The sequence below is a fragment of the Nocardia inohanensis NBRC 100128 genome (assembly GCF_001612945.1).
Lineage (GTDB): Bacteria > Actinomycetota > Actinomycetes > Mycobacteriales > Mycobacteriaceae > Nocardia > Nocardia inohanensis.
The window spans coordinates 529,790-553,794 of record NZ_BDBK01000016.1; the positions used below are offsets into that span (position 1 = coordinate 529,790).

The 24,005-nt window shown below is 68.6% G+C and carries 18 protein-coding genes; 14 read left to right on the forward strand and 4 right to left on the reverse strand.

The features are described from left to right. Nucleotides 1-50: 50 nt before the first annotated feature. The 4 genes from NI1_RS30555 to NI1_RS30570 all read left to right on the forward strand — a co-directional run bounded on the left by NI1_RS30555 (nucleotide 51) and on the right by NI1_RS30570 (nucleotide 6,714). The gene (locus NI1_RS30555) at nucleotides 51-1,733 is read left to right on the forward strand and encodes an Hsp70 family protein (protein WP_067827579.1); all 1,683 of its coding nucleotides are present in this window, start codon (nucleotides 51-53) and stop codon (nucleotides 1,731-1,733) included. A gap of 16 nt (nucleotides 1,734-1,749) precedes the next feature. Further along, nucleotides 1,750-4,293 (forward strand): SaeA-related protein, encoded by a 2,544-nt coding sequence (locus tag NI1_RS30560; RefSeq protein ID WP_067827582.1) that lies wholly within the window; start codon nucleotides 1,750-1,752, stop codon nucleotides 4,291-4,293. Between the two features lie 300 nt (nucleotides 4,294-4,593). Then, nucleotides 4,594-5,550, forward strand: a complete 957-nt coding sequence (locus NI1_RS30565; protein ID WP_067827584.1) for a metallophosphoesterase family protein — start codon at nucleotides 4,594-4,596, stop codon at nucleotides 5,548-5,550. Between the two features lie 75 nt (nucleotides 5,551-5,625). Further along, nucleotides 5,626-6,714: an XdhC family protein gene (locus NI1_RS30570; protein WP_067827586.1), complete on the forward strand. Its 1,089-nt coding sequence runs from the start codon at nucleotides 5,626-5,628 to the stop codon at nucleotides 6,712-6,714. 5 nt (nucleotides 6,715-6,719) lie between these two features. On the opposite strand, the gene NI1_RS30575 is transcribed toward NI1_RS30570, so the two are convergent. The 3 genes from NI1_RS30575 to NI1_RS30585 are packed head-to-tail and all read right to left on the reverse strand — an operon-like array spanning nucleotide 6,720 to nucleotide 10,518. After that, nucleotides 6,720-8,966, reverse strand: a complete 2,247-nt coding sequence (locus NI1_RS30575; RefSeq protein WP_067827590.1) for a xanthine dehydrogenase family protein molybdopterin-binding subunit — start codon at nucleotides 8,964-8,966, stop codon at nucleotides 6,720-6,722. Continuing rightward, nucleotides 8,963-9,973 carry an FAD binding domain-containing protein gene (locus NI1_RS30580; RefSeq protein ID WP_067827593.1) on the reverse strand — a complete coding sequence of 337 codons (1,011 nt, stop codon included), beginning with the start codon at nucleotides 9,971-9,973 and terminating at the stop codon, nucleotides 8,963-8,965. Before NI1_RS30580 ends, NI1_RS30575 begins: the two co-directional genes overlap by 4 nt. Beyond that, entirely contained in the window at nucleotides 9,970-10,518 is a 549-nt protein-coding gene (locus tag NI1_RS30585; RefSeq protein ID WP_439957320.1) for a (2Fe-2S)-binding protein, read from the reverse strand. Before NI1_RS30585 ends, NI1_RS30580 begins: the two co-directional genes overlap by 4 nt. Nucleotides 10,519-10,755: 237 nt before the next feature. On the opposite strand from NI1_RS30585, the gene npt reads away from it, so the two are divergent. From npt to NI1_RS30605, 4 genes are all read left to right on the forward strand, one after another. Beyond that, the gene (gene npt, locus NI1_RS30590; protein ID WP_067827599.1) at nucleotides 10,756-11,433 is read left to right on the forward strand and encodes a 4'-phosphopantetheinyl transferase Npt; all 678 of its coding nucleotides are present in this window, start codon (nucleotides 10,756-10,758) and stop codon (nucleotides 11,431-11,433) included. Further along, the gene (truB, locus tag NI1_RS30595; protein ID WP_067827879.1) at nucleotides 11,433-12,368 is read left to right on the forward strand and encodes a tRNA pseudouridine(55) synthase TruB; all 936 of its coding nucleotides are present in this window, start codon (nucleotides 11,433-11,435) and stop codon (nucleotides 12,366-12,368) included. The genes npt and truB overlap by 1 nt, the downstream gene beginning before the upstream one ends. 87 nt (nucleotides 12,369-12,455) lie before the next feature. After that, the gene (locus NI1_RS30600; protein WP_067827602.1) at nucleotides 12,456-13,328 is read left to right on the forward strand and encodes a LysR family transcriptional regulator; all 873 of its coding nucleotides are present in this window, start codon (nucleotides 12,456-12,458) and stop codon (nucleotides 13,326-13,328) included. A gap of 138 nt (nucleotides 13,329-13,466) precedes the next feature. Beyond that, nucleotides 13,467-14,201 carry an SDR family oxidoreductase gene (locus NI1_RS30605; protein ID WP_067827605.1) on the forward strand — a complete coding sequence of 245 codons (735 nt, stop codon included), beginning with the start codon at nucleotides 13,467-13,469 and terminating at the stop codon, nucleotides 14,199-14,201. On the opposite strand, the gene NI1_RS30610 is transcribed toward NI1_RS30605, so the two are convergent. After that, nucleotides 14,198-14,863: a metal-dependent transcriptional regulator gene (locus NI1_RS30610; protein ID WP_067827882.1), complete on the reverse strand. Its 666-nt coding sequence runs from the start codon at nucleotides 14,861-14,863 to the stop codon at nucleotides 14,198-14,200. The two genes, NI1_RS30605 and NI1_RS30610, sit on opposite strands and share 4 nt — an antisense overlap. A gap of 248 nt (nucleotides 14,864-15,111) precedes the next feature. Between NI1_RS30610 and NI1_RS30615 the strand changes: the two genes are divergently transcribed. The 6 genes from NI1_RS30615 to NI1_RS30640 all read left to right on the forward strand — a co-directional run bounded on the left by NI1_RS30615 (nucleotide 15,112) and on the right by NI1_RS30640 (nucleotide 24,004). After that, nucleotides 15,112-16,068, forward strand: a complete 957-nt coding sequence (locus NI1_RS30615; RefSeq protein WP_067827607.1) for a bifunctional riboflavin kinase/FAD synthetase — start codon at nucleotides 15,112-15,114, stop codon at nucleotides 16,066-16,068. Nucleotides 16,069-16,161: 93 nt separating this feature from the next. Beyond that, a complete protein-coding gene (gene rpsO / locus NI1_RS30620) occupies nucleotides 16,162-16,431 on the forward strand; it encodes a 30S ribosomal protein S15 (RefSeq protein ID WP_067827610.1) in 270 nt (89 codons plus the stop codon). A 398-nt stretch (nucleotides 16,432-16,829) separates the two neighbouring features. After that, on the forward strand, nucleotides 16,830-19,088 hold the full coding sequence (locus NI1_RS30625; protein WP_067827613.1) for a polyribonucleotide nucleotidyltransferase: 2,259 nt from the start codon (nucleotides 16,830-16,832) through the stop codon (nucleotides 19,086-19,088). A gap of 50 nt (nucleotides 19,089-19,138) precedes the next feature. Further along, on the forward strand, nucleotides 19,139-20,479 hold the full coding sequence (locus NI1_RS30630; RefSeq protein WP_067827615.1) for a M16 family metallopeptidase: 1,341 nt from the start codon (nucleotides 19,139-19,141) through the stop codon (nucleotides 20,477-20,479). A gap of 76 nt (nucleotides 20,480-20,555) precedes the next feature. Beyond that, nucleotides 20,556-22,499: a serine/threonine protein kinase gene (locus NI1_RS39620; protein WP_067827618.1), complete on the forward strand. Its 1,944-nt coding sequence runs from the start codon at nucleotides 20,556-20,558 to the stop codon at nucleotides 22,497-22,499. A 50-nt stretch (nucleotides 22,500-22,549) separates the two neighbouring features. Beyond that, a complete protein-coding gene (locus tag NI1_RS30640; protein ID WP_245663477.1) occupies nucleotides 22,550-24,004 on the forward strand; it encodes a VWA domain-containing protein in 1,455 nt (484 codons plus the stop codon). Nucleotide 24,005 lies beyond the last annotated feature (1 nt).

The window sequence follows — 24,005 nt, forward strand, 5'->3', positions numbered from 1 at the left end:
GCTCCGAACCATAGTCCCGGGTGTCGGTTCCGGCTGCTACGATCGCCGCCATGGGGGTCTACGGAATCGACCTGGGCACAACGAATTCGGCTATCGCGCGGATCGACGCGGACGGCCGCCCGGAAGTATTGGTCGGTATGAACGGTGAACCGACGGTGCCGTCGGTGGTGCTGTTCGCCTCCGCTGATGATCATGTGGTCGGGGAGGGTGCGCGGCGGCAGGCCCGGCTCGACCCGGAACACGTGTGTGCGCTGGTGAAACGCCGGATGGGTGACGCGGAGTGGCGCTTCGGCGCGCACGGACAGCGCTGGTCGGCGCCCGCGGTCTCGTCCTTGATCTTGAAGAGCTTGGCCGCCGACGCGGAGTTCGGCGGCGGCGGGACGGTGCGGCGGGTCGTCATCACCGTGCCCGCGTACTTCGGCGACGAGGAACGCCGGGCCACCATCCAAGCCGGAACCTATGCCGGGTTCGATGTGGCGGGCGTGCTGTCCGAACCCATCGCGGCGGCGCTGTCCTACGGGTTCGGGCGGCTCGACGGCAGCATCGAGATCGGTAAGGGCGGCGCGCGGGAGACCGTGCTCGTCTACGACCTCGGCGGCGGCACCTTCGACGCCACCGTCATCGAACTCTCGGATCGGCGCATCGCGGTGCTCTCGGTCGAAGGCGACCATCAGCTGGGCGGCGCGGACTGGGACGAGCGCATCGCACTGCATCTCTCGCAGCAGTTCTGCGCGGCCAACCCGGACGCCGAAGACCCCCTGGACGACTCCGCCGGCTCGCAGATGCTGGTGCTCGCCGCCGAACGCGCCAAGCGGGAACTCAGCGAGGCCGAGAGCGCCGAAGTGGTTGTCGCGCACGACGGTGCGCGCGCCGTCGTCACGCTCACCCGGGCCGAACTGGAGGCCATGACGGCCTCGCTCATGCGCCGCACCATCGACCTGACCAAGTCGTGCCTGGCCGCGGCGGGGGAGCGCGGCGTGCATCAGGTGGATCGGGTACTGCTGGTCGGCGGGTCCTCCCGGATGCCGATGGTGGCGCGGGAACTGCATCGGGAACTGGGCCTCACCGGGGAGCTGCGCGACCCGGACCTGTCGGTGGCGCGCGGGGCCGCGCTCTACGGCGAGAAGCTGGAAATGGAGCGCCTGGTCGTCGCCGACCTGGTGACCCGCGGTCGCCTGCGCGACGGCGCCGACCTGAAGGAAGCCGATCCGCGGGAACTGGAACAGTCCCTGGCGCGGGTGGCGGCCTCGTTCGGGCAGCCGGTCGGCCTGGTGCGGCGGATGCTGGAGATCCAGGTGGACACCGTGGTGTCGCGCGGGTTCGGGGTGCTGGCGCTGGATCCGTACAACGGGCTGGCGGCGAGCTGGCTGGTGCATCGCAATCAGACGCTGCCGATCAAGGTGCGACGGTCCTACGGGACGGTGCGCGCCGATCAGGATCAGATCGAGCTGACCATCGTCGAACAGCAGGGGCAGGCCGCCTCGACCCGGCCCGAGGATACGAAAGTCCTGGTGGAAGGGAAGATTCGGGATATTCCGCCAGGCTATGCGGCGGGCAGTGAAGTGCGGGTGACCTTCGAAATGGGATTCGACGGCGTGCTGCACGTGACCGCCTACCACGTGGACGCCGATATTCCGCTGACCTTGTCGGTGCAGACCGGGGCCACCCTGTCTCAGGCCGATGTGGCGCGGGAGCTGGATCAATTGCAGCGCACGCGCCGCCGGTCCGCCTGAGTCGCCGCGAGAACCCATGCGCGCCTTCGACCCCAACGACTATCGCAAGCGGGTGCTCGCCGCCGTCGAGAAGCGGGGCGGTATCGAACATTCGGATGCGTTCGAGCTGTACGACATTCCCCTGGAAGAGGCCGAACGGGTCGCCGATGGTGAGGTCCGCACTCGCGTGGACGAGGTGTGGGCGTTCTGGCAGAAGCAGCGCGACCACCCCAAATACCGGGTACTGGTCGGCCTGCTGGTAGACGAACACGACGACCTGTCCGCGCCGCTGCTGCACGCCTCGTCGCGGCGTATCGAGGCCGAACGCGTGAAACAGCTACGCGCCCGGCGTGATTCGGAACGCTTCGAAATGCTGGACACCGCCATCGAGCGCCTCGTCGCCCGCTACGGCGGGGTACCGGCCGGCAAGCTTCCCGGCCTCGAGGACATCGGCAAGATGAGCGGCCTGAGCCCCGCCGATATCGCCGCCCGCGTCCGCCGCCACCGCATCCTCGACGAGCCCGCGGCGTCCGAGGCCGCTCCCGTCCCCGAGGGCGTGAGTCCGCAACGCCGCCAGCAGATCCGCAAACTCCTGGCCGAATACGAGCGCCTGATCCCCGGCGACCCGGTCCCCACCCTCCTGGTCCTGCTCGGCCTCGACTACACCAAGGCCCACCAGACCAGCGAAATCCGCCTCCGCGCCGACGCTCTGCGCGCCCGCACCCGCGAACTCCCACCCGGCCGCATCCGAGTGGTCCTCGACGAACTGCTCGTCCACATCAGCGACCTCCTCGAATCCGGCGGCGCAACCGTCGACGACTACCGGCAAGCCGTCATCGACGACGCCACCGACCTGCTCCGACCCCAGCTCCGCGCCGCCGTCCTCGTCGAAGACCGCCTGGTAGCACCAGATTTCGACTTCCTGATCGGCGAAGGCATTGCCGCCGGCCTGGACCGCACCACCGTCGAAGCGATCATCATCAACCTCGCCAACGAACTCGGCACCACCGTCGAAGGCCGCGAACACCTGGCGGGCCCACCGGTTCCCGTGCGCGCGACGGGCGGATCCGGTTGGGGCGCAGGCACTTCGCCGGGCGGCTTCGGACCGTCCAGCGGAACGAATCGGGCCGCCGGCGGATCGACCGGCGGCGCACCGGGCCGAACCGGCGGTGGTTCGAGAGCCGGCGCCGCAGGTGAATCAGGATGGGGTGCGAACACTTCGCAGGGTGGTCGCGGACCATCCGGTGGATCGAGTCGGGGCCCCGGCGCGTCCAGTGGTGGGTCATCGGGTCACGGTGGTCCGAGTACCCACGGCGGTCCGGGGTCCGGCGGCTCGGCCCGCGAATGGGAAGAACCCCTGAAAGCCGCGCGCGCGGCGTTGCGTCGCGGCCGCCCCAACGAGGCCGCCCAGCACGTGGATCGCGCCCAGCGAAACCTCTACGGCGACAGCGCCGGCCTGACCTCGGTCCGCTCGGTCTCCGACCAAGTCGACCAGGTCCTGAAGGATGCCGCCCTCCGCTGGCGCACCGCCACCGCGGCCTGCGCGGGCAAGCGCTACATGGAGGCCATCGAAGCCCTGGAACATCTCCAGCGCACCGCCTCCGACGTCCCCAACCCCGCCACCCACGGCCCGACCCTGGACCAGCTCCTGGCCGAGGCCCGCGCCGCCCTCACCGAAGCCGACCGCCAACTGGCCGCCGCCCCGCCCACCCCACCGGCTGTCCGCATGCGCGCGCTGCTCGCGGTCCTCGAAATCTGCGCCGACCACGCCGGTACCGCAGCTGCCCTGTCCACCCTCGCGGTAGACCCGCCGGGCCGCGTCACCGCCAGCCGCAAACCCGACGGCACAGTCGTGATCACCTGGACCCCGTCCGCCACCGAAGCCCCCGAATACCGGGTAACCCGCCTCCAACCCGACGGCTCCTGGCGAGTCGTAGGCCGCACCAGAGGCACCGCCCTCGAAGACGGTGGCGCCACCACCGGCCCCCTCCCCGTCTACGGCGTAGTCGCCTCGGTCTCCGGCCGCGCCTCGGAAGTCAGCCGCTCGGACGCGCCCGCCCCGAACCCCTCCGGCTACACGCATCCCGGCCGCACGACCACCGGCTCCGGCCGCCCGCCCAGCGACAGCGCCACGAGCCCTTCACCGCGCACGTCCGGCCCGGCCCCGACCGGGGCGCACAGCGCACCCACCTCACCTACCAGCGCATACGCCCCGGCCGGCGCAGACCGATCCGGACCCGCTGCCGGCCACCCCACCGACACCTCCGAACCCAGCGGCATGCCGACAATCCGCAACCTGGTCGAACGCGCCGGCCTCCTTACCTTCGAATGGCCCACCGGCATAACCGAAGTCATGGTCGTAGCCCGCCCCGACGCCCCTCCCATCGATCCGAAAGACTCCCAGGCCCGCAGCTGGAAAGTCACCAACACCCGCTACCAAATCGACGGCGGCGTAAAACTCCCCGCCGACCTCCCCCACCCCTGCCACGTGGCGATCGCCTCCTGCCGCCGCGACCCCTCCGGAACCCTCACCGTCGCAGCCGGTTTCGCCCCCTCCGCCCGCATCCGCTGCCTCGGCTGACGCCCCACCCCGGCCGCTGCCGCCCAATTTTCATGATCAGTGGCACATGGTGGAGGCGACCCGCCGATAGTCCCCTCCGCCATGTGCCACTGACCACTGGGTCTGTTCGAAGACTCGGCGAATTGGTTCGATTTTTCGCTTTGCCCTAGGAATCTCGTCCTCCGGAAGGAGGCTGAAAAGCTGCTGGTGGGGAAGAGGAAGAACGGGGTGGTGGGAACACCGGGAATCCGGCGTGGGAATCTGGGAGCGGCCGGGCCTGTTGGTGCGTAGTCCGGGGCTCGAGTAGGAAGGCGGAGCTGGGTGGTAGCGAAACTGGTGGCGGTGAGCGACATTCATGTCGGGCATCAGGGCAATAAACCGGTGGTGGAGGCCATTCGTGCGGATTCGCCGGAGGACTGGCTGATTCTGGCCGGAGACGTCGGGGAGAAGACCGACGACTTCCGCTGGGCGCTGGAGACCTTGCGCGGACGGTTCGCGAAGGTCATCTGGGTACCGGGAAACCACGAGTTGTGGACTACCGCAAAGGATCCCGTGCAGATGTTCGGGGCCGCCCGGTACGACTACCTGGTGTCGATCTGCCGAGACCTGGATGTGCTGACGCCGGAGGACCCGTTTCCGGTGTGGACGGGCGCTGGATCCGAGGCGTTCGGCGGGGCGGTGACCTTGGTGCCGATGTTCACGCTGTACGACTACTCGTGGCTGCCCGAGGGAGCGCGGACCAAGGCCGAAGGCCTGGCGATCGCGAAGGATCGCAATGTGGTCGCTACCGACGAATTCCTGCTGTCGGCGGACCCCTATGCGACCCGGGATGCCTGGTGTCACGCGCGGGTGCAGTACACGCAGCGCCGGTTGGATGCGCTCGCCCCGGAGACGCCGGTGGTGCTGATCAATCATTGGCCGCTGGTACGCAAGCCGGTCGACATGATGTGGTATCCGGAATTCTCGCTGTGGTGCGGGACCGATCTGACTTCGGATTGGCACACCAGCTACAACGTGGTCTGCATGGTTTACGGGCACCTGCATATCCCGCGCACCACCTGGTATGACGGGGTGCGGTTCGAGGAGGTGTCGCTCGGCTATCCGCGCGAGTGGCAGCGGCGCGGGCTGCCGGAGCAGTTGCTGCGGCAGATCCTCCCGGTGCCGGATTACGGTGATGAGCTGAACGAGTGGGGCGGGCACTTCAAGATCACGCCGGAGATGGCGGAGGCGGCCGCGCAGATGAAGGCGCAGATTCAGAAGCGGCGCGGGGTCGAGTAACGCGGCTGATTGCTGCCAGATTGCCAAACTGGCGCGAAACGTGCATATCGGGCACCGACCTGTGATCATGGGGTCGTGCGTGATGTGCTGCCGCAGCTGATCGATCGGGTCCGGCGGGGCCCGGTCGCGCTGGCGCGCATTGTCGCGGTGAGCGGGGCCGGACCTCGCGAGGTGGGCGCGGCCATGGTGGTCACCGCGGCACACGAGGTCATCGGATCGCTGTCCGGCGGATGCGTCGAATCGGCCGTGGTCGATGCCGCGACGACCGTGCTGACCACCGGCGAGGCCGTGCTCGAGCATTACGGCATCGCCGACCCGGACGGCCTGGCGATCGGCTTGACCTGCGGCGGTGAGCTGGAGGTCTTCATCGAGCGGGTGGATCACGCGCGGCTGCCCGAGCTCGAAGCGCTCGCACACGATATCGCCGCCGCGCGCCCGACCGCCCTGATCACGACGCTGGCCGCCGCGCCGGAATGGCGGTTGGTCGACCGGACGCAGTCCGAATCCCTTGTAGCGAAACAGGTTCCGGCTGTCAGCAGGGACGCGGAGCATATGGCTCGCGCCGGCCGCAGCGGCCTCATCGGCTCCGACGAGTGCGAGGCCACCGCCTTCCCGGCACGGGCGTTCGTGCAGAGTTTCGGACCGCCCGCTCGGATGATCCTCGCGGGTGCGAACGACTTCGTGCGGGCGCTGAGCCGTCTGGGCGCGCAGCTCGGCTACCACGTCACGGTGGTCGATGCCCGCGAAACCTTCACCACCGCAGCGCGTTTCCCAGCCGCCGACCAGGTGGTGGTGGATTGGCCGGACCGCTATCTGCGCAACGAACACGAGGCGGGCCGGGTCGATGCTCGCACGGTGGTGTGCGTGCTCACCCACGACACCAAGTTCGATGTGCCCACCCTGGCGGTGGCGCTGAGTATCGAGGAGATCGGCTTCGTCGGTGCGATGGGCTCCCGCCGCACCGATGCCGATCGCCGAGAACGGTTGCGCGCGAGCGGAATCGGTCCGGAGCAGCTGCGGCGACTGCGCAGCCCGGTGGGTTTGGACCTGAACGCTTCGACGCCGGACGAGACCGCGGTTTCCATTGCGGCACAGATCATCGCGGAGTCCGGGCAGGCTTCGGGCCGCCCACTCGACGCCACGGACGGCCCGATCCATCGCTGAAACGCTCAGAGCAGGTGTTCGATCCGCACCGGAATCTCCCGCAGCGTCTTACCGGTGGCATGGCGGATGGCATTGATGATCGCCGCCGCCGCACCCACCATCCCGAGTTCGCCGAGTCCCTTGACGCCCAAGGGATTGACCACCGGATCGTCGACTTCGACGAAGGAGATGTCCACGGCGGGCGCATCCGCGTTGACCGGCAGCAGGTACTCCAGCAGTGAGGCATTCGACCACCGCCCGTCCCGCGGATCGGCAATGGTCCCTTCCATCAATGCCTGCGACAGGCCCCAATTCAACCCGCCCAGCACCTGACTGCGCGCCAGCTTGGCATTGAGCACCCGTCCCGGCGCGAACGCGCCGACCATCCGCCGCACCCGCACGATCCCGAGATCGGCGTCGACCGCGACCTCCGCGAACTGCGCTCCGAAACTCATGCGCCCGTACGGTATATCCTGCGCCGGCGGCTGCCAGGCCCCGATGGCCTCCAGATCGGTGAGGTGATTCCGGCGCAACAGCTCCGAATACTCCTCGCTCACAAAGGGTTCGACCCGCGACCGCAACGCCCCGTTCACCGCTTCGATCCGGCCGGCGGGGCGATTGTGCAGCGGCGACCCGGAGTCGGTGACCGCCAGCCCGATCAGCTGATCGCGCAGATCAGTGCAGGCGATCTGTACCGCGGCACTGATGATGCCCGCTCCCATGGACCCGACGGCCGCAGCGATATTCGGGTAATCGGTGTCCCCGATATCCACCCGGATCCGATCGAACGGTATCCCCAGCGCATCCCCGGCCACCTGCGCCATGGTGGTCGCCACCCCGGTCCCGAAATCCTGGGTGCCCGCCTGCACGATCAGCGACCCGTCGGCCAGTAGCCGCACATGCGCCCGCTGCGGCTGCCCGGGCTGGTACACCGGATATCCGGCCGTCCCCATACCCCACCCGATCAGCCAGTTCCCGGAGCGCCCGGGCCCGGCCCGCCGCTGTTCGGCCGACCATCCGAACCGCTGCGCCGCCTGCCGCACACATTCGGCGTACCCGTCCGAACTCCACGGATGCCCGCTCTCCGGATCGATGGCAGCATGATTGCGCAGCCGCAACTCGACCGGATCGATGCCGAGTTCGTCGGCCATCTCCTCGACCGCGCACTCCATCGCCACCATGCCGGATGCCTCGCCCGGCCCGCGCATGAAGGTCGGCGTCATGGTGTTACCCCGGATCAGCCGATACCGACCGTCCCAGCTGGGAATCGCGTACGCCTGCCCGGCGACGCTCAGCGACAGCTCCGCCCAATCGTCGAAAGGTGAAGTGACCGAGAGCTTGTGGTGCCGCAGCCCGGTGAACGTCCCGGCGCTGTCCGCGACGAGGGTGACCCGCTGCTCCTGTTCCTCGCGTAATCCGGTGCCGTAGAACATCTGTTCCCGATTCAGCACCACCTTCACCGGCCGTCCGAGCTCCCGCGCCAGCATGGGTGCGAGGGTGACGTGCGGCCACATCATGGCCTTGCCGCCGAACCCGCCGCCCACGAAATTCGCTACCACCCGCACCTGGCTGGGCGACATGCCCAGGCAGGCGGCCACGGTGGCCTGGGTGGCGGTGACGCCCTGGGTGGCGTCGTACACGGCGACGGTGTCCCCGTTCCACTCGGCCGCCGTGGCCGAGCATTCGATCGGATTGTGGTGGTTGGCCGCGAAATGGAAAGTGGCGTCGACGGTGTGGGCCGCCGCCCGCGCCGCCGCCTCGAAATCGCCACGCGATTGCACCGCCGGAACCAGGCCGCAGAACACCGTTTCGGGCTGGTATTGCGCGTCCCGGCCGTCGTCCAGCCGAATCAGCGCGTCCTTCCGATCGTATTGTGCGGTGACCAGCTCGGCCGCCTGCTGAGCCGCTTCGAAGGTGTCGGCGAGGACCACCGCGATCGGCTGCCCGTAGTAGTGAACGACGTTGTCCTGCATGGGGAAGAAGGTCTGGCCCGGCGCCGGTCCGCCGTACGCGGAGGGCAGCGTCGGCGGCAGGTTCGCGAGCCGGGGCAGGTTCTCGTGGGTGTACACCGCGACCGCCCCGGCTGCCAGTGCCGCATCGGCATCGATGGAACGCACTGTCCCGCTGCCGATCCGGGCGCCGACCAGTACCGCGTGCGCGATGCCCTGCAATGGCACCTCCGCCGTGTACCGCGCCGCCCCGGTGATCTTCGCTCGTCCGTCGACCCGATCGAATCCCCGCCCGACCAGCGGTCCGGAAGCGGTGGCGGTCATTGCGCACCTCCGAGCGGATTCACCTGCGGCCGAACGCTTTCCAAGGCCCGCACCAGCGTGCGCTGGGCCAGCACCACCTTGAAGGCGTTCATCGGATGCGATGCGTCGGCAGCCGCCATTTCGGCCGCCGCGGCCGCGGCGAAGTTCGCCGCGGTGGCGGCCTTGCCGATGAGCTGACCCTCGGCGGTCCGTGCCCGCCACGGCTTGGTGCCGACCCCGCCGAGCCCGATTCGCACATCCACCACCGTGCCGTCGGCGACATTCAATGCCACCGCCGCCGAAGTCAACGCGAACTCGTACGATTCACGATCCCGCACCTTCAGGTAGTGCGAATTCTTGGCGAACGGCAAGGCGGGCACATCGATTCGCGTGATCAGCTCGTCCTCGGCGATCGGATGCTCGAGCTGCGGAGTGTTCCCCGGCAGCAGGAAGAACTCGTCGAAGGGAATGGTCCGTTCCCCGCGCGGCCCCCAGACGGTTACCGTGGCGTCCAGCGCCACCAGTGGAATCGCCACATCGGAGGGGTGGGTGGCGAAGCAGTCCGGACCGGTGCCGAGAATCGCGTGCCCCCGGTGCATTCCGTCCACCGCCGCGCACCCGGATCCCGGATCGCGCTTGTTGCAAGCGTTTCCGGGTTCCCGGAAGTACGCGCACCGCACCCGCTGCATGAGGTTGCCGCCCATGGTCGCCATATTCCGCAATTGCGGGGATGCGCCCTTCTCGAGCGCGACCGCCAGGAACGGATACCGTTCCCGCACACCGGCTTCCGCCGCCACCTCGCTCATGGTGGCCAGCGCGCCGATCCGCAATCCGCCACCGGGCGTATGTTCCAGCCCGCCCAGCGGCAGCCAGGTGATGTCCACGACATTGTCCGGTTCCATCGCCCCGGTCCGCAGCATGTCCACCAGCGTCGTCCCGCCGGCCAGGAAAACCGTTCGCGGCCTGGCGGTCACGGTGCGTACGGCCTGTTCGACGGTGTGCGGCCGGGCATAGGAGATGGGTTTCACGACCGCTCACCGTCCTTGCGCGCCATGGCATCCCGGCCGTTGCGGACCGCGTCGCGAATGTTCTGATACGCCGCGCACCGGCAGATATTGCCGCTCATCCACTCCGCGATCTCCGCCTCCGACCCCGCGTGCCCCTCCTCGACGCATTTGATGGCCGACATGATCTGCCCGGGCGTGCAGTACCCGCACTGGAATCCGTCCGCCGCCAAGAACTCTCGCTGCACCGGATGCAGTTCGTCCCCGTCCGCCACGCCTTCGATGGTGGTGACCTCGCGCCCCTCCGCGGACAGCGCCAAGGTGAGGCAGGACAGCACCCGCCGATTGTCGACCCACACCGTGCACGCCCCGCATCCGCCTTGATCGCACCCCTTCTTGGTGCCGGTCAGGTGCAGGTGTTCGCGTAGTGCGTCCAGCAGGCTGGTGCGTGGTTCCAGCACCGTGAAATGGTCGTGGCCGTTGACCCGCAGGGTGGCCATGATCTTCGACGGCCCGATGAAATCGGCGGGTGGCGCACTGCCGCGTCCCGTCGAGCGTTCGACTGTCATACCTCGCCTCCTGCCTCGCTGACCCGCGCTGGGCCGCGATATGTGTGCTGGACTGCGTTCGGATATGAACCAGCAAAAGACTAGCAACCATGGCGGGGGTGCGCGCGGCGAGAGCCGGACCCGAACGCACCGGCGAACCGGCCCGCGCCCGGCCGGTAGGCTCGTTCCGGCAAGTGGCGGTGCGATCAGGAGGCGGTCATCGAGGAGCGGGCAGTCGCGGCGACGGAGTCGGCGCGCATGATCGGCAGAATTCTTCCCGAGGGTGTGGCCGCGGCCGAACTGGTCGCCTACCCGGAGGAGTTGAAGCCGCACCCGGGTGAAGCGCATCTGATCGAACGCGCGGTGGAGAAGCGGCGGCGCGATTTCATCGGCGCGCGGCATTGCGCCCGGCAGGCCCTGGCCCAGCTGGGGGAGCCGCCGGTCGCCATCGGCAAGGGCGGCACCGGGGAGCCGTTGTTCCCGCGCGGCATCGTCGGCAGCCTCACCCATACCGCCGGCTATCAGGCCGCGGTGCTCGGGCATCGGCTGCGGTTCCGGTCCATCGGCATCGATGCCGAACCGCACGAAGCGCTGCCCAACGAGGGCGTGCTGGAAGCGACCAGCCTGCCGGAGGAGCGCGACTGGCTGGCCGCGGTCCTTCCCGAAACCGGCCTGCACCTGGACAAACTGCTGTTCTGCGCCAAAGAGGCCACCTACAAGACCTGGTTCCCGCTGACCGGTCGCTGGCTGGGTTTCGAGGAAGCGCACATCACCTTCACCGTGGACGAGGAGTCCGGTGCGAACGGCTCGGGCACCTTCCACAGCCGGTTGCTGGTGCCCGGCCACACCACCGACGGCGGCCCCGCGCTGACCTCGTTCGACGGCCGCTGGGTGATCACCGACGGCATCATCCTGACCGCGATCGTGGAGGCGTGATGCGCGAGAAGCGAACCCCGCTGGTCGATGCGCTCGGCGGTCTGCTGATCGTCGACAAGGACGGCGGCTGGACCAGCCACGATGTGGTGGCCAAATGCCGGGGCATCGTGCGCACCAAGAAGATCGGCCACGCGGGCACCCTCGACCCGATGGCGACCGGCGTGCTCGTGCTGGGCGTGGAGCGCGCCACCAAGATGCTCGGGCAGCTGATCCTCACCACCAAGGCGTACTCGGCGACCATCCGGCTCGGGCAGGCCACCATCACCGATGACGCCGAGGGCGAGGTCACCGCGACCACGGCCGCCGGGCATCTGACCGATGCCGAAATCGCTTCGCGGGTAGCCGAATTGACCGGCGACATCATGCAGGTGCCCGCCACGGTCAGCGCTATCAAGATCAACGGTGAACGCGCCTACGCCCGCGCCCGCGCCGGGGAAGAGGTGGAACTCGCCGCCCGGCCCGTCACCGTGAGCCGCTTCGATATCCTGGCGCGGCGCGATATCGACACCGGCGCAACCACTTTCGTCGATCTCGATGTCGAGGTGGAGTGCTCCTCCGGCACCTACATCCGCGCGCTGGCTCGCGATCTCGGCGAAAAGCTCGGCGTCGGCGGGCATCTCACGGCGTTGCGCCGTACCGCGGTCGGCCCGTTCACCCTCGAGCATGCCCGTACCCTCGAGCAGCTGAGCAAGGCCGCCGAGTCCGGTGACCCGCTGCTCAGCCTGGATATCGACGAGGCCGCCCGGGCCGCTTTCCCGACCCGCGACATCACCGATCAGCAGGCCGAGGATCTGCGCAACGGCCGCTGGCTGGATCCCGTCGGCATCAAGGGCGTCTATGCCGCAATCGATTCCGAGGGGCACACCATCGCGTTGCTTCAGGAGAGCGGCAAGCGCGCCGCTTCGGTCATGGTGGTTCGCCCCGCCAACCTCTGAACCCCGGACGCGCGACTCCGGATCGAAATATGCGCCTTTCAAATACGATCGAGTGACCGCGGCCGCCGACCCGCCTACAGTTCGAGAGTGGAATTGCGGCAGTTGCGGTACTTCGTGGCGGTGGCGGAAGAGTTGCACTTCCGGCGCGCCGCGGAACGCTTGTTCATCTCGACGCCGACGCTGAGCCAGCAGATCCGGGCCGTCGAACGCGAAGTGGGCGGGCCGCTGCTCATCCGCGGCACCCAGGGGGTCGAATTGACCGCTGCCGGTGAGGTTCTGCTGAAGAACGCGCGCACGGTGCTCGACGCCGCGGACACCGCCCTGCGCGAGACCCGCGCCATCGCGCAACCGGGCCGGGCCGTGTTCCGGCTCGGCGTGGTGAACGGTGCGCCGTCCTGGCTGCCCGCGCGCATCGAAGCCCTGCTGAAGTCCCGGCAGCCCGGCGCGCGCGTGATCCTCACCGGCGGGCCGAGCGCCGACCAGGTGCGGCTGCTCGACCGCGAGGACGTGGACCTCGCCGTGCTCCGCATGCCGGTGCGCCTGCCCGACCACCTCACCCACGCGCCGGTGGCGGAAGAGGAACTCGGCGTGGTGATGTCCCGCGAACACGACCTCGCCGCCCTCGAAGCGATCACCCCCGCGCACCTGAAGGGCCGCGAACTCATCATGTTCGCCCGCGATGCCGCCCCCGACCTCCACGACTCGCTGCTCACCCAGCTGCGCGACCGCGGCGCGGCGATCTCGTTGAGCGACAGCGCCATGAGCCACGCCCAAATGCTCTCGCTCCTCCCGCTCCGCCCCGCCGCCATCGGCCTCGGCTCGGCCCGCACCGCCACCGCCCCAGGACTGGTTTGGCGGCCCCTGCTTCCCGCTCCACTGCTTGTCACCTATATCGCCGCCTGGCGCGCCACCGCCCGCAACCCGATCCTGCGCGCGGTCGTTCAAGTACTGGAGGGATAGCGACTCCCGGACTCTCAGGGGCAAGCCCCTGAAACCCCGACGAGGGGAAGCTTGGGGCCAGGAGTGTTAGGTGTGGGCACATGCGGGTTAGGCGGCGCGTCGTGGACGGGGCGCGGGTCCGGCGGTTGGCTGAAAGGCATGACGGACAACGGAATTCAGGACGGCATCGGTCGCGCGGTGGTGGTGGGCGGGGGCTCGGGGATGGGGCAGGCCATTGCCGATGCACTGCTGGCGGCTGGTGCGGAGGTGACGATCGTGGGGCGCTCGCAGGAGCGGCTCGCGGACGCGGTGCGGGAGCTGGGTGACGGCAAGCTGAGCGCCATGGCCGCCGATGTGAGTGATGAGCAGCAGGTGGTTCGATTGTTCGAGACGGTGGGGGAGGTCGATCACGTGATCACCACCGCCGCTGCTCTCGACGGCGCTTACGGGCTGGTCAGGGACCTCGACTTCACCACGGGGAGAGGGTTTCTCGAGACCAAGCTGGTCGGCTCCATGCTGCTGGCCAAACATGCCCGGCTCACGGCACACGGATCGCTCACCTTCACCTCCGGCATCGCCGCGTACCGCCCCGCGGCGGGCGGCGCGATGGTGGCCTCGATCAATGCCGCGCTGGAGGGCCTGGCTCGCGCGCTGGCGATCGAGCTCGCGCCGCAGCGGGTCAATGCGGTTTCACCGGGCTGGGTGCGCACCGGCGTCTGGGATCAGATGCCCTGGGCGGACAAGGACGAGCGGTTGCGGCAGATGGGTGAAAAGCTTCCGGCGGGCCGCCTCGGCAATCCGGAAGATATTGCCGCGGCGGTGCTTTCGCTGGTGCGCAATCCCTTCATCACCGGCACCGTCCTGCACGTGGACGGCGGGCACCGCCTGGTCTAGACGTCGGTGAGCCAGATCGCCTCGGCGGCAATGCTGCCGAGGTCCACGGTTCGCTCGTCGAGCCGAATCGCGATGGTGCCGGCGAAGTCCCGCCGCTCCTCCACCGTGATCGGCGTATCGAGTGCGATGCCGAGCGAATCGAAGTACCGCAGCATGGCCGGATCCGAATCGGAGATCCGTGCCACCCGGCCGGTCTGGCCGTCGTTGAAATCGCTGAGCTGCTTGGCCGGGGGAGTGGGCACCGCGCCGTCCACCGACGGGATCGGATCGCCGTGCGGATCCCGGTCCGGGTAGCCGAGTTTGGCGTCGATGCGCGCCATCAACGTCTCGGAGACGGCGTGTTCGAGGACTTCCGCTTCGTCGTGCACCTCGTCCCAGCCGTAACCGAGCTCGTTGACGAGGAAGGTCTCGATGAGCCGATGCCGGCGCACCATGGCGACGGCGGCGCGGCGGCCGTCCGCGGTGAGCGTGATGGACCCGTACCGGGCGTGCTCGACCAGACCCTGGTCGGCGAGCTTGCGAACCGCCTCGGACACCGTGGAGGCCGAGACGCCGATCTTCTCGGCGAGCAGCTTGGTGGACACCTTCTCCGGTGACCATTCCTGTGCGGTCCAGATCACCTTCAGGTAGTCCTGGGCCACCGAGGACAGCACCGGCGCCATGCTCACACCGTCGGTCGCGGAGTCTCCGCCGGGTGCGGAAGCGGCGGACGGATCGGCCAGCTCGCGGCGCGTGGCGATGTCTCGTTTTCCGGGCACATACCCGAGCTTAGGCACACCCGAGCCGGTTTCCCACATCGGCGCGCTCGCTGGTGGGGGCAGGTGAACAAGGGGTGTCGGGTGTGCTTCTTCTGCGCAAGATCCGCACCGCCGAATATTGTGTGTGACGCGCTTTGCGTAGGCTTCCCACTGTGCAGAGATGGCGAAGTCTCGATGAGATGCCCGCGGAGTGGGGCCGGTGTGTGCTCACCATCGGCGTGTTCGATGGCGTACACCGCGGTCACGCGCAGCTCATCAGCCGTGCGGTGAAATCCGCTGCGGTGCGGGGCGTTCCGTCGGTGCTCATGACATTCGATCCGCATCCCCTGGATGTGGTGCGGCCGGGCTCGCATCCGGCGCAGCTGTCCACCCTGGACCGGCGCGCGGAACTGGTCGAAGAGCTCGGCATCGACGTGTTCGTGGTGATGCCGTTCACCCGCGACTTCATGAAGCTGACGCCGCAGGAGTACGTCGAAGAGCTGCTGGTGAACCGGCTGCATGTGGCCGAGGTCGTGGTGGGGGACAACTTCACCTTCGGCAAGCAGGCCGCGGGCACCCTGGACACCATGCGCGAGCTGGGCCAGGAGTTCGGCTTCGAGGTCGATGGCGTGCAGCTGCTCGGCGAGCACGCGGTCACCTTCTCCTCCAGCTACATTCGCCGCTGCCTGGCCGACGGGGATATCGCCGCCGCGGCCGAGGCGCTCGGGCGGCCGCATCGCCTGGAGGGCGTGGTCGTGCACGGCGACGGGCGCGGCAAGGGCCTCGGCTTCCCCACCGCGAACGTGGCCCCGACCATGCACGCGGCCATCCCGGCCGACGGCGTCTACGCGGGCTGGTTCACCGTCCTGGACGCGGACGACCCGCTGCGCGGCCGGCAGTTCATGGCCGCCATCTCGGTCGGCACCAACCCCACCTTCGACGGCCGCAACCGCACCGTCGAACCGCATTTGCTCGACTTCGACGCCGACCTCTACGGCAAGCGGGTGGCGGTCGACTTCGTCGACCAGTTGCGCGGCATGCGCAAGTTCGAATCCATCGACGAGCTGGTGCAAGCCATCGCCCGGGACGTCGATCAGGCCCGGAAAGTTCTCGCGCCGGACGACGTGTAAGCTGGCTCCTCGGGTTTGCTGCGGTCCGCGGCGGCGCCCACCTCCGGGATTCTCCCGGTTCCTCGAGCGCGGACTGAAAAACAGGAGATATCTGTGGCTCTCACCACTGAGCAGAAGAAGGCGATCCTCGCCGAGTACGGCCTGCACGAGACGGACACCGGTTCCCCGGAGGCCCAGATCGCGATGCTGTCGAAGCGGATCGCCGACATCACCGAGCACCTCAAGAAGCACAAGCACGACCACCACACCCGCCACGGTCTGATGGCGCTGATCGGTCGTCGCAAGCGCCTCTCGAAGTACCTCCAGGCCAACGACATCGCGCGTTACCGTTCGCTCATCGAGCGTCTGGGCCTGCGTCGCTGATCGCGGCGACACACACCGACTGCCATAGGTAGTTGACGAACCAGCCAACGAGGAGGCTTAGAATCTCCCCGTTGGCTTTTTCGCGTATCCGGCCGCAAGCCCCTATCGAGGGGGTTTCGCCAGGTACGCGGCAACGAACAAGCCGTATGCACCCGCCGCGTGGCGTCGGTCTTCGGTAGTGGCTTTTCGGCGAGCGCGCAGTAAAGAGGATGTTTGCGCTGCCGGAGGGCTTCGATCGATGACCGCCTCCTCGTCGCCGTATCCAAGGGGATATGGCCGGGTGTGCTGACAGCGACCACGAGGGTCGCCGTTCGCCCATGCCGGGTACGGCTTGACGAGCCGGGAAGCGCGCACGGTACGTGCGCATCCGGCGAAGACGAGAGGTTGAGAAGAGAAAAATGTCTGACACAGTGACGTCGGCCATCGAGGTCGAACCCGGCGTTTTCGAGTCCGTGGCCCTGATCGACAACGGCAGCTACGGCACCCGCACCATCCGTTTCGAGACCGGCCGGCTGGCCAAGCAGGCCGCGGGTTCCGTGGTCGCCTACCTCGACGACGAGACCATGCTGCTGTCGGCGACCACCGCCGGCAAGCACCCCAAGGACCAGTTCGATTTCTTCCCGCTGACGGTGGATGTCGAAGAGCGCATGTACGCCGCGGGCCGCATCCCGGGCTCGTTCTTCCGTCGTGAGGGCCGCCCCTCCACCGACGCGATCCTGACCTGCCGCCTGATCGACCGGCCGCTGCGCCCGTCCTTCGTCGACGGCCTGCGCAACGAGATCCAGGTCGTGGTGACCGTCATGTCGCTGGATCCGAAGGATCTGTACGACGTGGTCGCCATCAACGCGGCGTCGGCCTCCACCCAGATCGCGGGCCTGCCGTTCTCCGGCCCGGTCGGCGGCGTGCGCGTCGCCCTGATCGAGGGCCAGTGGGTCGCCTTCCCGACCGTCGAGCAGCTGGAAGGCGCCGTGTTCGACATGGTCGTCGCCGGCCGCGTGGTCGAGGGTGACGTCGCCATCATGATGGTCGAGGCCGAGGCCACCGACAATGTGCTGGCGCTGATCGCCGACGGCGCCACCGCGCCGACGGAAGCCGTTGTGGCCGAGGGCCTCGAGGCCGCCAAGCCGTTCATCGCCCGCCTGTGCAAGGCGCAGTCGGATCTGGCCGCCCTGGCGTCCAAGCCGACCGAGGAGTTCCCGGTCTTCCTGCCCTACCAGCCCGACGCGTTCGAGGCCGTCGAGGGCACCGCGAAGGCGGAGCTGAACGAGGCGCTGTCCATCGCGGGCAAGCACGAGCGCGAAGAGCGCATCGACGAGATCAAGCTGTCGGTGCTGTCCGCGCTCGCCGAGTCCTTCGAAGGCCGCGAGAAGGAACTGGGCGCGGCTTTCCGTTCGCTCACCAAGAAGCTTGTGCGCCAGCGCATCCTGACCGACAGCTTCCGCATCGACGGCCGTGGCCTGGCGGACATCCGCGCGCTCTCGGCCGAGGTCGCGGTCGTCCCGCGCGCCCACGGTTCGGCGCTGTTCGAGCGTGGCGAGACCCAGATCCTGGGCGTCACCACCCTCGATATGGTCAAGATGGCGCAGCAGGTCGACTCGCTCGGCCCGGAAACCTCCAAGCGCTACATGCACCACTACAACTTCCCGCCCTACTCCACCGGTGAGACCGGCCGCGTGGGCTCGCCCAAGCGTCGCGAGATCGGCCACGGCGCCCTCGCCGAGCGCGCCCTGATGCCGGTGCTGCCGTCGCAGGAAGAGTTCCCGTACGCCATCCGTCAGGTGTCGGAAGCGTTGTCCTCCAACGGTTCCACCTCGATGGGCTCGGTCTGCGCCTCGACCCTGTCGCTGCTGAACGCCGGTGTGCCGCTGAAGGCCCCCGTCGCCGGTATCGCCATGGGCCTGGTGTCCGACACCGTGAAGAACGACAAGGGTGAGGACGAGGTCCGCTACGTGGCCCTCACCGACATCCTGGGCGCCGAGGATGCCTTCGGCGACATGGACTTCAAGGTCGCCGGCACCCGCGAGTTCGTGACCGCGCTCCAGCTCGACACCAAGCTCGACGGCATCCCGTCGCAGGTCCTGGCAGGTGCGCTGAACCAGGCCAAGGATGCCCGCTACACCATCCTGGATGTGATGGCCGAGGCCATCAACACCCCGGACGAGATGAGCCCGTACGCTCCGCGCGTCACCGCCATCAAGATCCCGGTCGACAAGATCGGCGAGGTGATCGGGCCCAAGGGCAAGGTGATCAACCAGATCACCGAGGACACCGGCGCCAACATCTCCATCGAAGATGACGGCACCGTGTTCGTCGGTGCGACCGACGGCCCGTCCGCGCAGGCGGCCATCGATCTGATCAACGCCATCGCCAACCCGCAGCTGCCGAAGGTCGGCGAGCGCTTCCTGGGCACGGTCGTCAAGACCACCGCCTTCGGCGCGTTCGTGTCCCTGCTGCCGGGACGCGATGGCCTGGTGCACATCTCGAAGCTGGGCAACGGCAAGCGCGTCGCCAAGGTCGAGGATGTGGTCAACGTGGGTGACAAGCTCCGCGTCGAGATCGCCGATATCGACAACCGCGGCAAGATCTCCCTCGTCCCCGTCGACGACGATGCGGACAACTCCGACGCCGCAGCTGCGGTCGAGGCCGCTGCCGAGTAGAAACTGTCTGTGTGACGAAGAAGAAGTCGGAATCCCCCTCGCTCCGCGCTGTGGAGCAGGGGGGTTCCTCTCTTGTCCAGCATTCCGCCGACCTCCCGTCCGCCGACACCGGCGTGCGGAAAACCGTGCTACCCGGCGGACTACGGGTAGTGACCGAACATGTGCCGGGCGTGCGCTCGGCCTCCGTCGGCGTGTGGGTGGGCGTCGGCTCGCGCGACGAAGGCCCGACCGTGGCCGGGGCCGCGCACTTCCTGGAACACCTGTTGTTCAAGGCGACGCCGACCCGATCCGCGCTCGACATCGCCGAAGCCATGGATGCCGTGGGCGGCGAACTGAACGCTTTCACGGCCAAGGAACAGACCTGCTACTACGCCCACGTCATCGACGAGGACCTGCCCTTGGCGGTGGACCTGGTCTCGGATGTGGTGCTGCGCGGGCTGTGCCGGGCCGAGGACGTGTCGGTGGAGCGTCAGGTGGTGCTGGAGGAGATCTCCATGCGCGACGACGACGCCGAGGACATGGTCGGGGACGCGTTCCTGACCGCGCTCTTCGGTGACCATCCGATCGGGCGTCCGGTGATCGGCAGCGTCGAGACCATCGAATCGATGCAGGCGCACCAGCTGCGCTCGTTCCATCTGCGCCGCTACCGCCCCGACCGGATGGTGGTCGCGGTGGCGGGCAATATCGAACACGATCATGTGGTCGAGCTGGTGTACCGGGCCTTCGCCGATCGCCTGGAGGCCGGGCAGGAACCGGCGCCCCGGCGCGAGGGCAAGTTCCGCCCGCGCGGCAATCCGGAACTGCTGCGCATCCATCGCGACAGTGAACAGGCGCACCTGGTGTTCGGCACCCGTGCCTTCGGCCGTCACGAAGGCGAGAAGCGCTGGCCGCTGTCGGTGCTCAACACCGTGCTCGGCGGTGGGCTGAGTTCACGGTTGTTCCAGCGCATTCGGGAAGAACGCGGCCTGGCGTACTCGGTGTACTCCAGCGTCGACACCTTCGCCGATACCGGCGCGTTCTCGGTCTACATCGGCTGCCAGCCCGAAAACCTCGGGCGGGTGGCGACTTTGGCGCGCGGCGTGCTGGAAGAGGTGGCGGCCGACGGCATCACCGATGCCGAATGCGCACGTGCCAAGGGCTCGTTGCGTGGCGGGCTGGTGCTCGGGCTCGAGGATTCCGGTTCGCGGATGAACCGGATCGGGCGCAGCGAACTCAGCTACGGCAACCATCGCAGCGTCTCCGAAACCCTGGCCCGGATAGACGAGGTCACCACCGCGGAGGTCTCGAAGATCGCGGCCTCGCTGCTTTCCCGCCCCTACGGGGTGGCGGTCGCCGGACCGTACCGGCGCACGCGTGACCTGCCCGCAGCGGTTCGACATCTGGTGGATTGAGCGCACACTCGTGTGCTGACCGCCACCCTCCGGCCGGTCATGGCTATGATCGCCGTGGCCGGTTGTTGGAGGGGATGTGCTCGAACCAGGTGCGAAGTTCGCCGGGTATGTGATCGAACGCGAGTTGGGTCGTGGCGGGATGGGTGCGGTCTACCTCGCCCGTCACCCGCGACTACCGCGTTGGATCGCATTGAAGCTGCTCAACGCGGAATTCCACGGAGACAGCGAGACTCACGCGCGCTTCGAACGCGAAGCGGATCTCGCCGCGCGCCTGAACCACCCCGGCATCGTGACCGTCTACGACCGCGGCGTCGAGAACGGGCGCCTGTGGATCGCCATGCAGTACGTGGATGGTGTTGAGGCCGAATCGGTTCCGGTGGAGGAGTTGCCGCCGGCGCGGGCCGTGGAGATCGTCACCGCCACCGCCGAAGCCCTCGATTACGCGCACCGGGTGGGCGTACTGCACCGAGATGTGAAGCCCGCCAATATCCTGCTCGCCCGCGAGACCCGGGAACAACAGCCCGGGGTGCTGCTCACCGACTTCGGCATCGCCCGCCTGCAAGAGGACAATGCCCAGCTGACCGACTCCGGCGCGGTGATGGCGACCCTCTCCTACGCCTCACCCGAACAGCTGTCGAACCTGCCGGTCGATCATCGATCCGACCAATACGCCTTGGCGTGCACGCTGTTCCGGTTGCTGACCGGATATATGCCCTTCCCGGCCACCGATCCGGCGGCGATCGTCAAAGCGCACCTGTACGACAGTCCGCTGCCGATAGCCAGCCTGCGCCCGGGGCTGCCCATGGGGTTGGATCCGGTGCTGGCGCGCGGTCTGGCGAAAAAGCCCGAGGAGCGGTATCGGTCCTGCGCGGAGTTCGCGGCCGCCGCGTGGCGCGCCATGGAGGAGGCCGCCGGGGTAGCCCGCCCGCCGCAACGCCCCGCCGAAACCGCTTCCCGCTCCGGCGGTTCCGGGAGCGAACGGCGGGCCGAACCGGCTCGGCAGCGATCCGGCGGCACGGGCGCGGAACGGCGTGCGGACGCGGCCCGGCCCCGATCCGCCGGAACCGGTGCGTTGCGCAGCGGTGCGACCGCGGCCGCCGGTCTCCCGGCCCAGCGGGAAAGGCGCGGAACCGATCCCGGCACCGGGCCTCGGCACGGCGGCGGGCCGAGTGGCCGCACCGTCACCGGCTCCGACAGCCAGGCGCAGCGAAGACCCGGCCGGGCCACCGGTCCGGGCCGGCACGGCAGCGACTCGGGCGCCGACAACCGGCGGCGGGCCGAGACCGCCGAACGCGTCGGCGCGGCGAACGGTGCGCGGCGGCGATCGTCCTCCGGCCGCCCCGGCATGGTGAATATCGCGCAGCTGTTCGCGCCGCGCACCGGCCGGCACCTGAAAACGACAGTCGCGGAACCGGAACGGGCCCGGCGGGCCCGCATGTGGGCCATCGGTGTCGCCGTCGCCTGCCTGGCCGCGGTGCTGGGGCTCACCATCCTGCTGACCTCGCCGTCCAGCCAGTCGGCCAAGACGAAGAGCGCGCCCCCGGAGATAGCCGAGATCAGCGCCGCCTTCAAGAACGTGGTGCCGCGCGACGGTACCGCCGGCACCGGCTTCTCGGGCGCCACCTGCCGCGTCGTGGACCCCGAAACCACCGATTTCCAAGCGCGCGTCGCCTTCGACGGCTGGATCTCCGCCTGGCAGTGCACCTACACCGCGGGGCACGACGTCCAGGAGTACGCCCTGTTCGCCTACCGCAATGTCGCCGCCGCCCAATGGGCCGCCAGCCAGGCCCGCCTCACCTCCTCCACCGTCGACGAGCCCACCTTCACCGAAATCAACGGCGGCAAGTCCTACACCAACCGCCGCTTCGACCGCTCCCAGGACAAACCCTCCACCGTCTTCGTCACCTCCTTCTTCGACGACCCCAAACGCGAGAAGTTCCTCCTCTTCACCCGCGGCGACCCGGCCACCCCCAGCGGCGTCATCGACTGGTGGAAAACCTTGCCCCTCACCACCGGATAGGCCCCGCCGTAGTCCGCCGGGTTGCCCCGAAGTGCGGCAGACTGGCACCCGTGAACCTGAGCAAGGGTGCCAATGTGCCAGTCGCCGCCTCCGCCGTCCGGGCGGTGCTCGCGTGGTCCGGGGGTCCCGGCGTACCCGCGATCGATGCCTCCGCGCTGCTGCTGACCGCCTCCGGCAAGGTCCGATCGGATACCGACTTCGTGTTCTACAACCAGCCCGCGCATCCCAGCGGGGCGGTTCGGTACGCGGGCAAACAGGGCGCAGCCGATGCCCTGGACGTGAATCTGGCTGCCCTGGAAGCGGATATCGACCGCGTCGCCCTGTGTGCGTCGGCCGACGGCGGCACCTTCGGTCAGGTCCCCGGCTTGCATCTGCTGCTGCTCGATGCGGCCGGGACGCAACTGGCCCGCTTCGATATCGCCGCCGGCCCGGAAACCGCCATGCTGGGCGGCGAACTCTACCGCCGCGCCGGCGCCTGGAAGTTCCGTGCCGTCGGCCAAGGCTGGTCGAGCGGATTGGCGGGCCTGGCAACAGATTTCGGCATCACCGTCGACGACGCGCCCCCGCCCGTCACACCGCAGCAGCCGTTCGCTCCCTCCAGCCACAGCGCTCCGCCTCCGGCGTACAGCCCGCCGTCTCCCGCGTACAGCCCGCCGCCTCTGGGACAGCCTGCGCAGCAGTACGCACCGCCGCCCTCGGCGCCATCCACCCCGGCTTCCGCGCCCGGCGGCAATATCCGCCTCACCAAGGGTGAAGAGCGCCTGCCCATCGATATGCGAAAGCGGTTGTCGCTGCGCAAGGAACAGGTCGCGGTCAGTCTGGCCAAGCACGGGGCGCAGGGGCTGAGTGCTCGGGTGATCCTGGTGCTCGATGCATCCGGGTCGATGACGATGCTGTACGAGAAGGGCGTCATCCATCGGGTGGTGGAGCGGATGGCCGCTGTCGCCGCTCAGCTGGACGAGAACGGTGCCATGCCGGCGTGGACCTTCGCCAGCAATCCGGCTCGGCTACCGGATCTCACCATTGCCGAACTGCCGCAATGGATGCAGCTGCATGTGCGCTGCGGTCAGTTGAAGCTGCTGCCGGGGCGCGGGGCGCGGAATCTGCAACCGGGGCAGGTGGATATGCGCAAGGTGGGCATCCAGAACGAGGAGCAGAAGGTGATCGCGGAGGTGCGCGGGTATGTGCACGCGACTCCGCAGCGGGTGCCGACGCTCGTGCTGTTCTTCTCCGATGGGGGCGTTTACAAGAACCGCGAGATCGAACAGCAGTTGCGGGGCGCTGTGGAGGAACCCATCTTCTGGCAGTTCATCGGCCTCGGCAGCCGCAACGGGTACGGCGTGCTGGAGCAGCTCGACACCATGGCGGGCCGCCGTGTCGACAATGTCGGCTTCTTCGCCGTCGACGATGTGGACACGGTCAGCGATGCCGAGCTCTACGACCGCTTGCTCTCGGAGTTCCCGTCCTACGTCACCGCCGCCACGCGGGCGGGCATCCTGCGCTGAC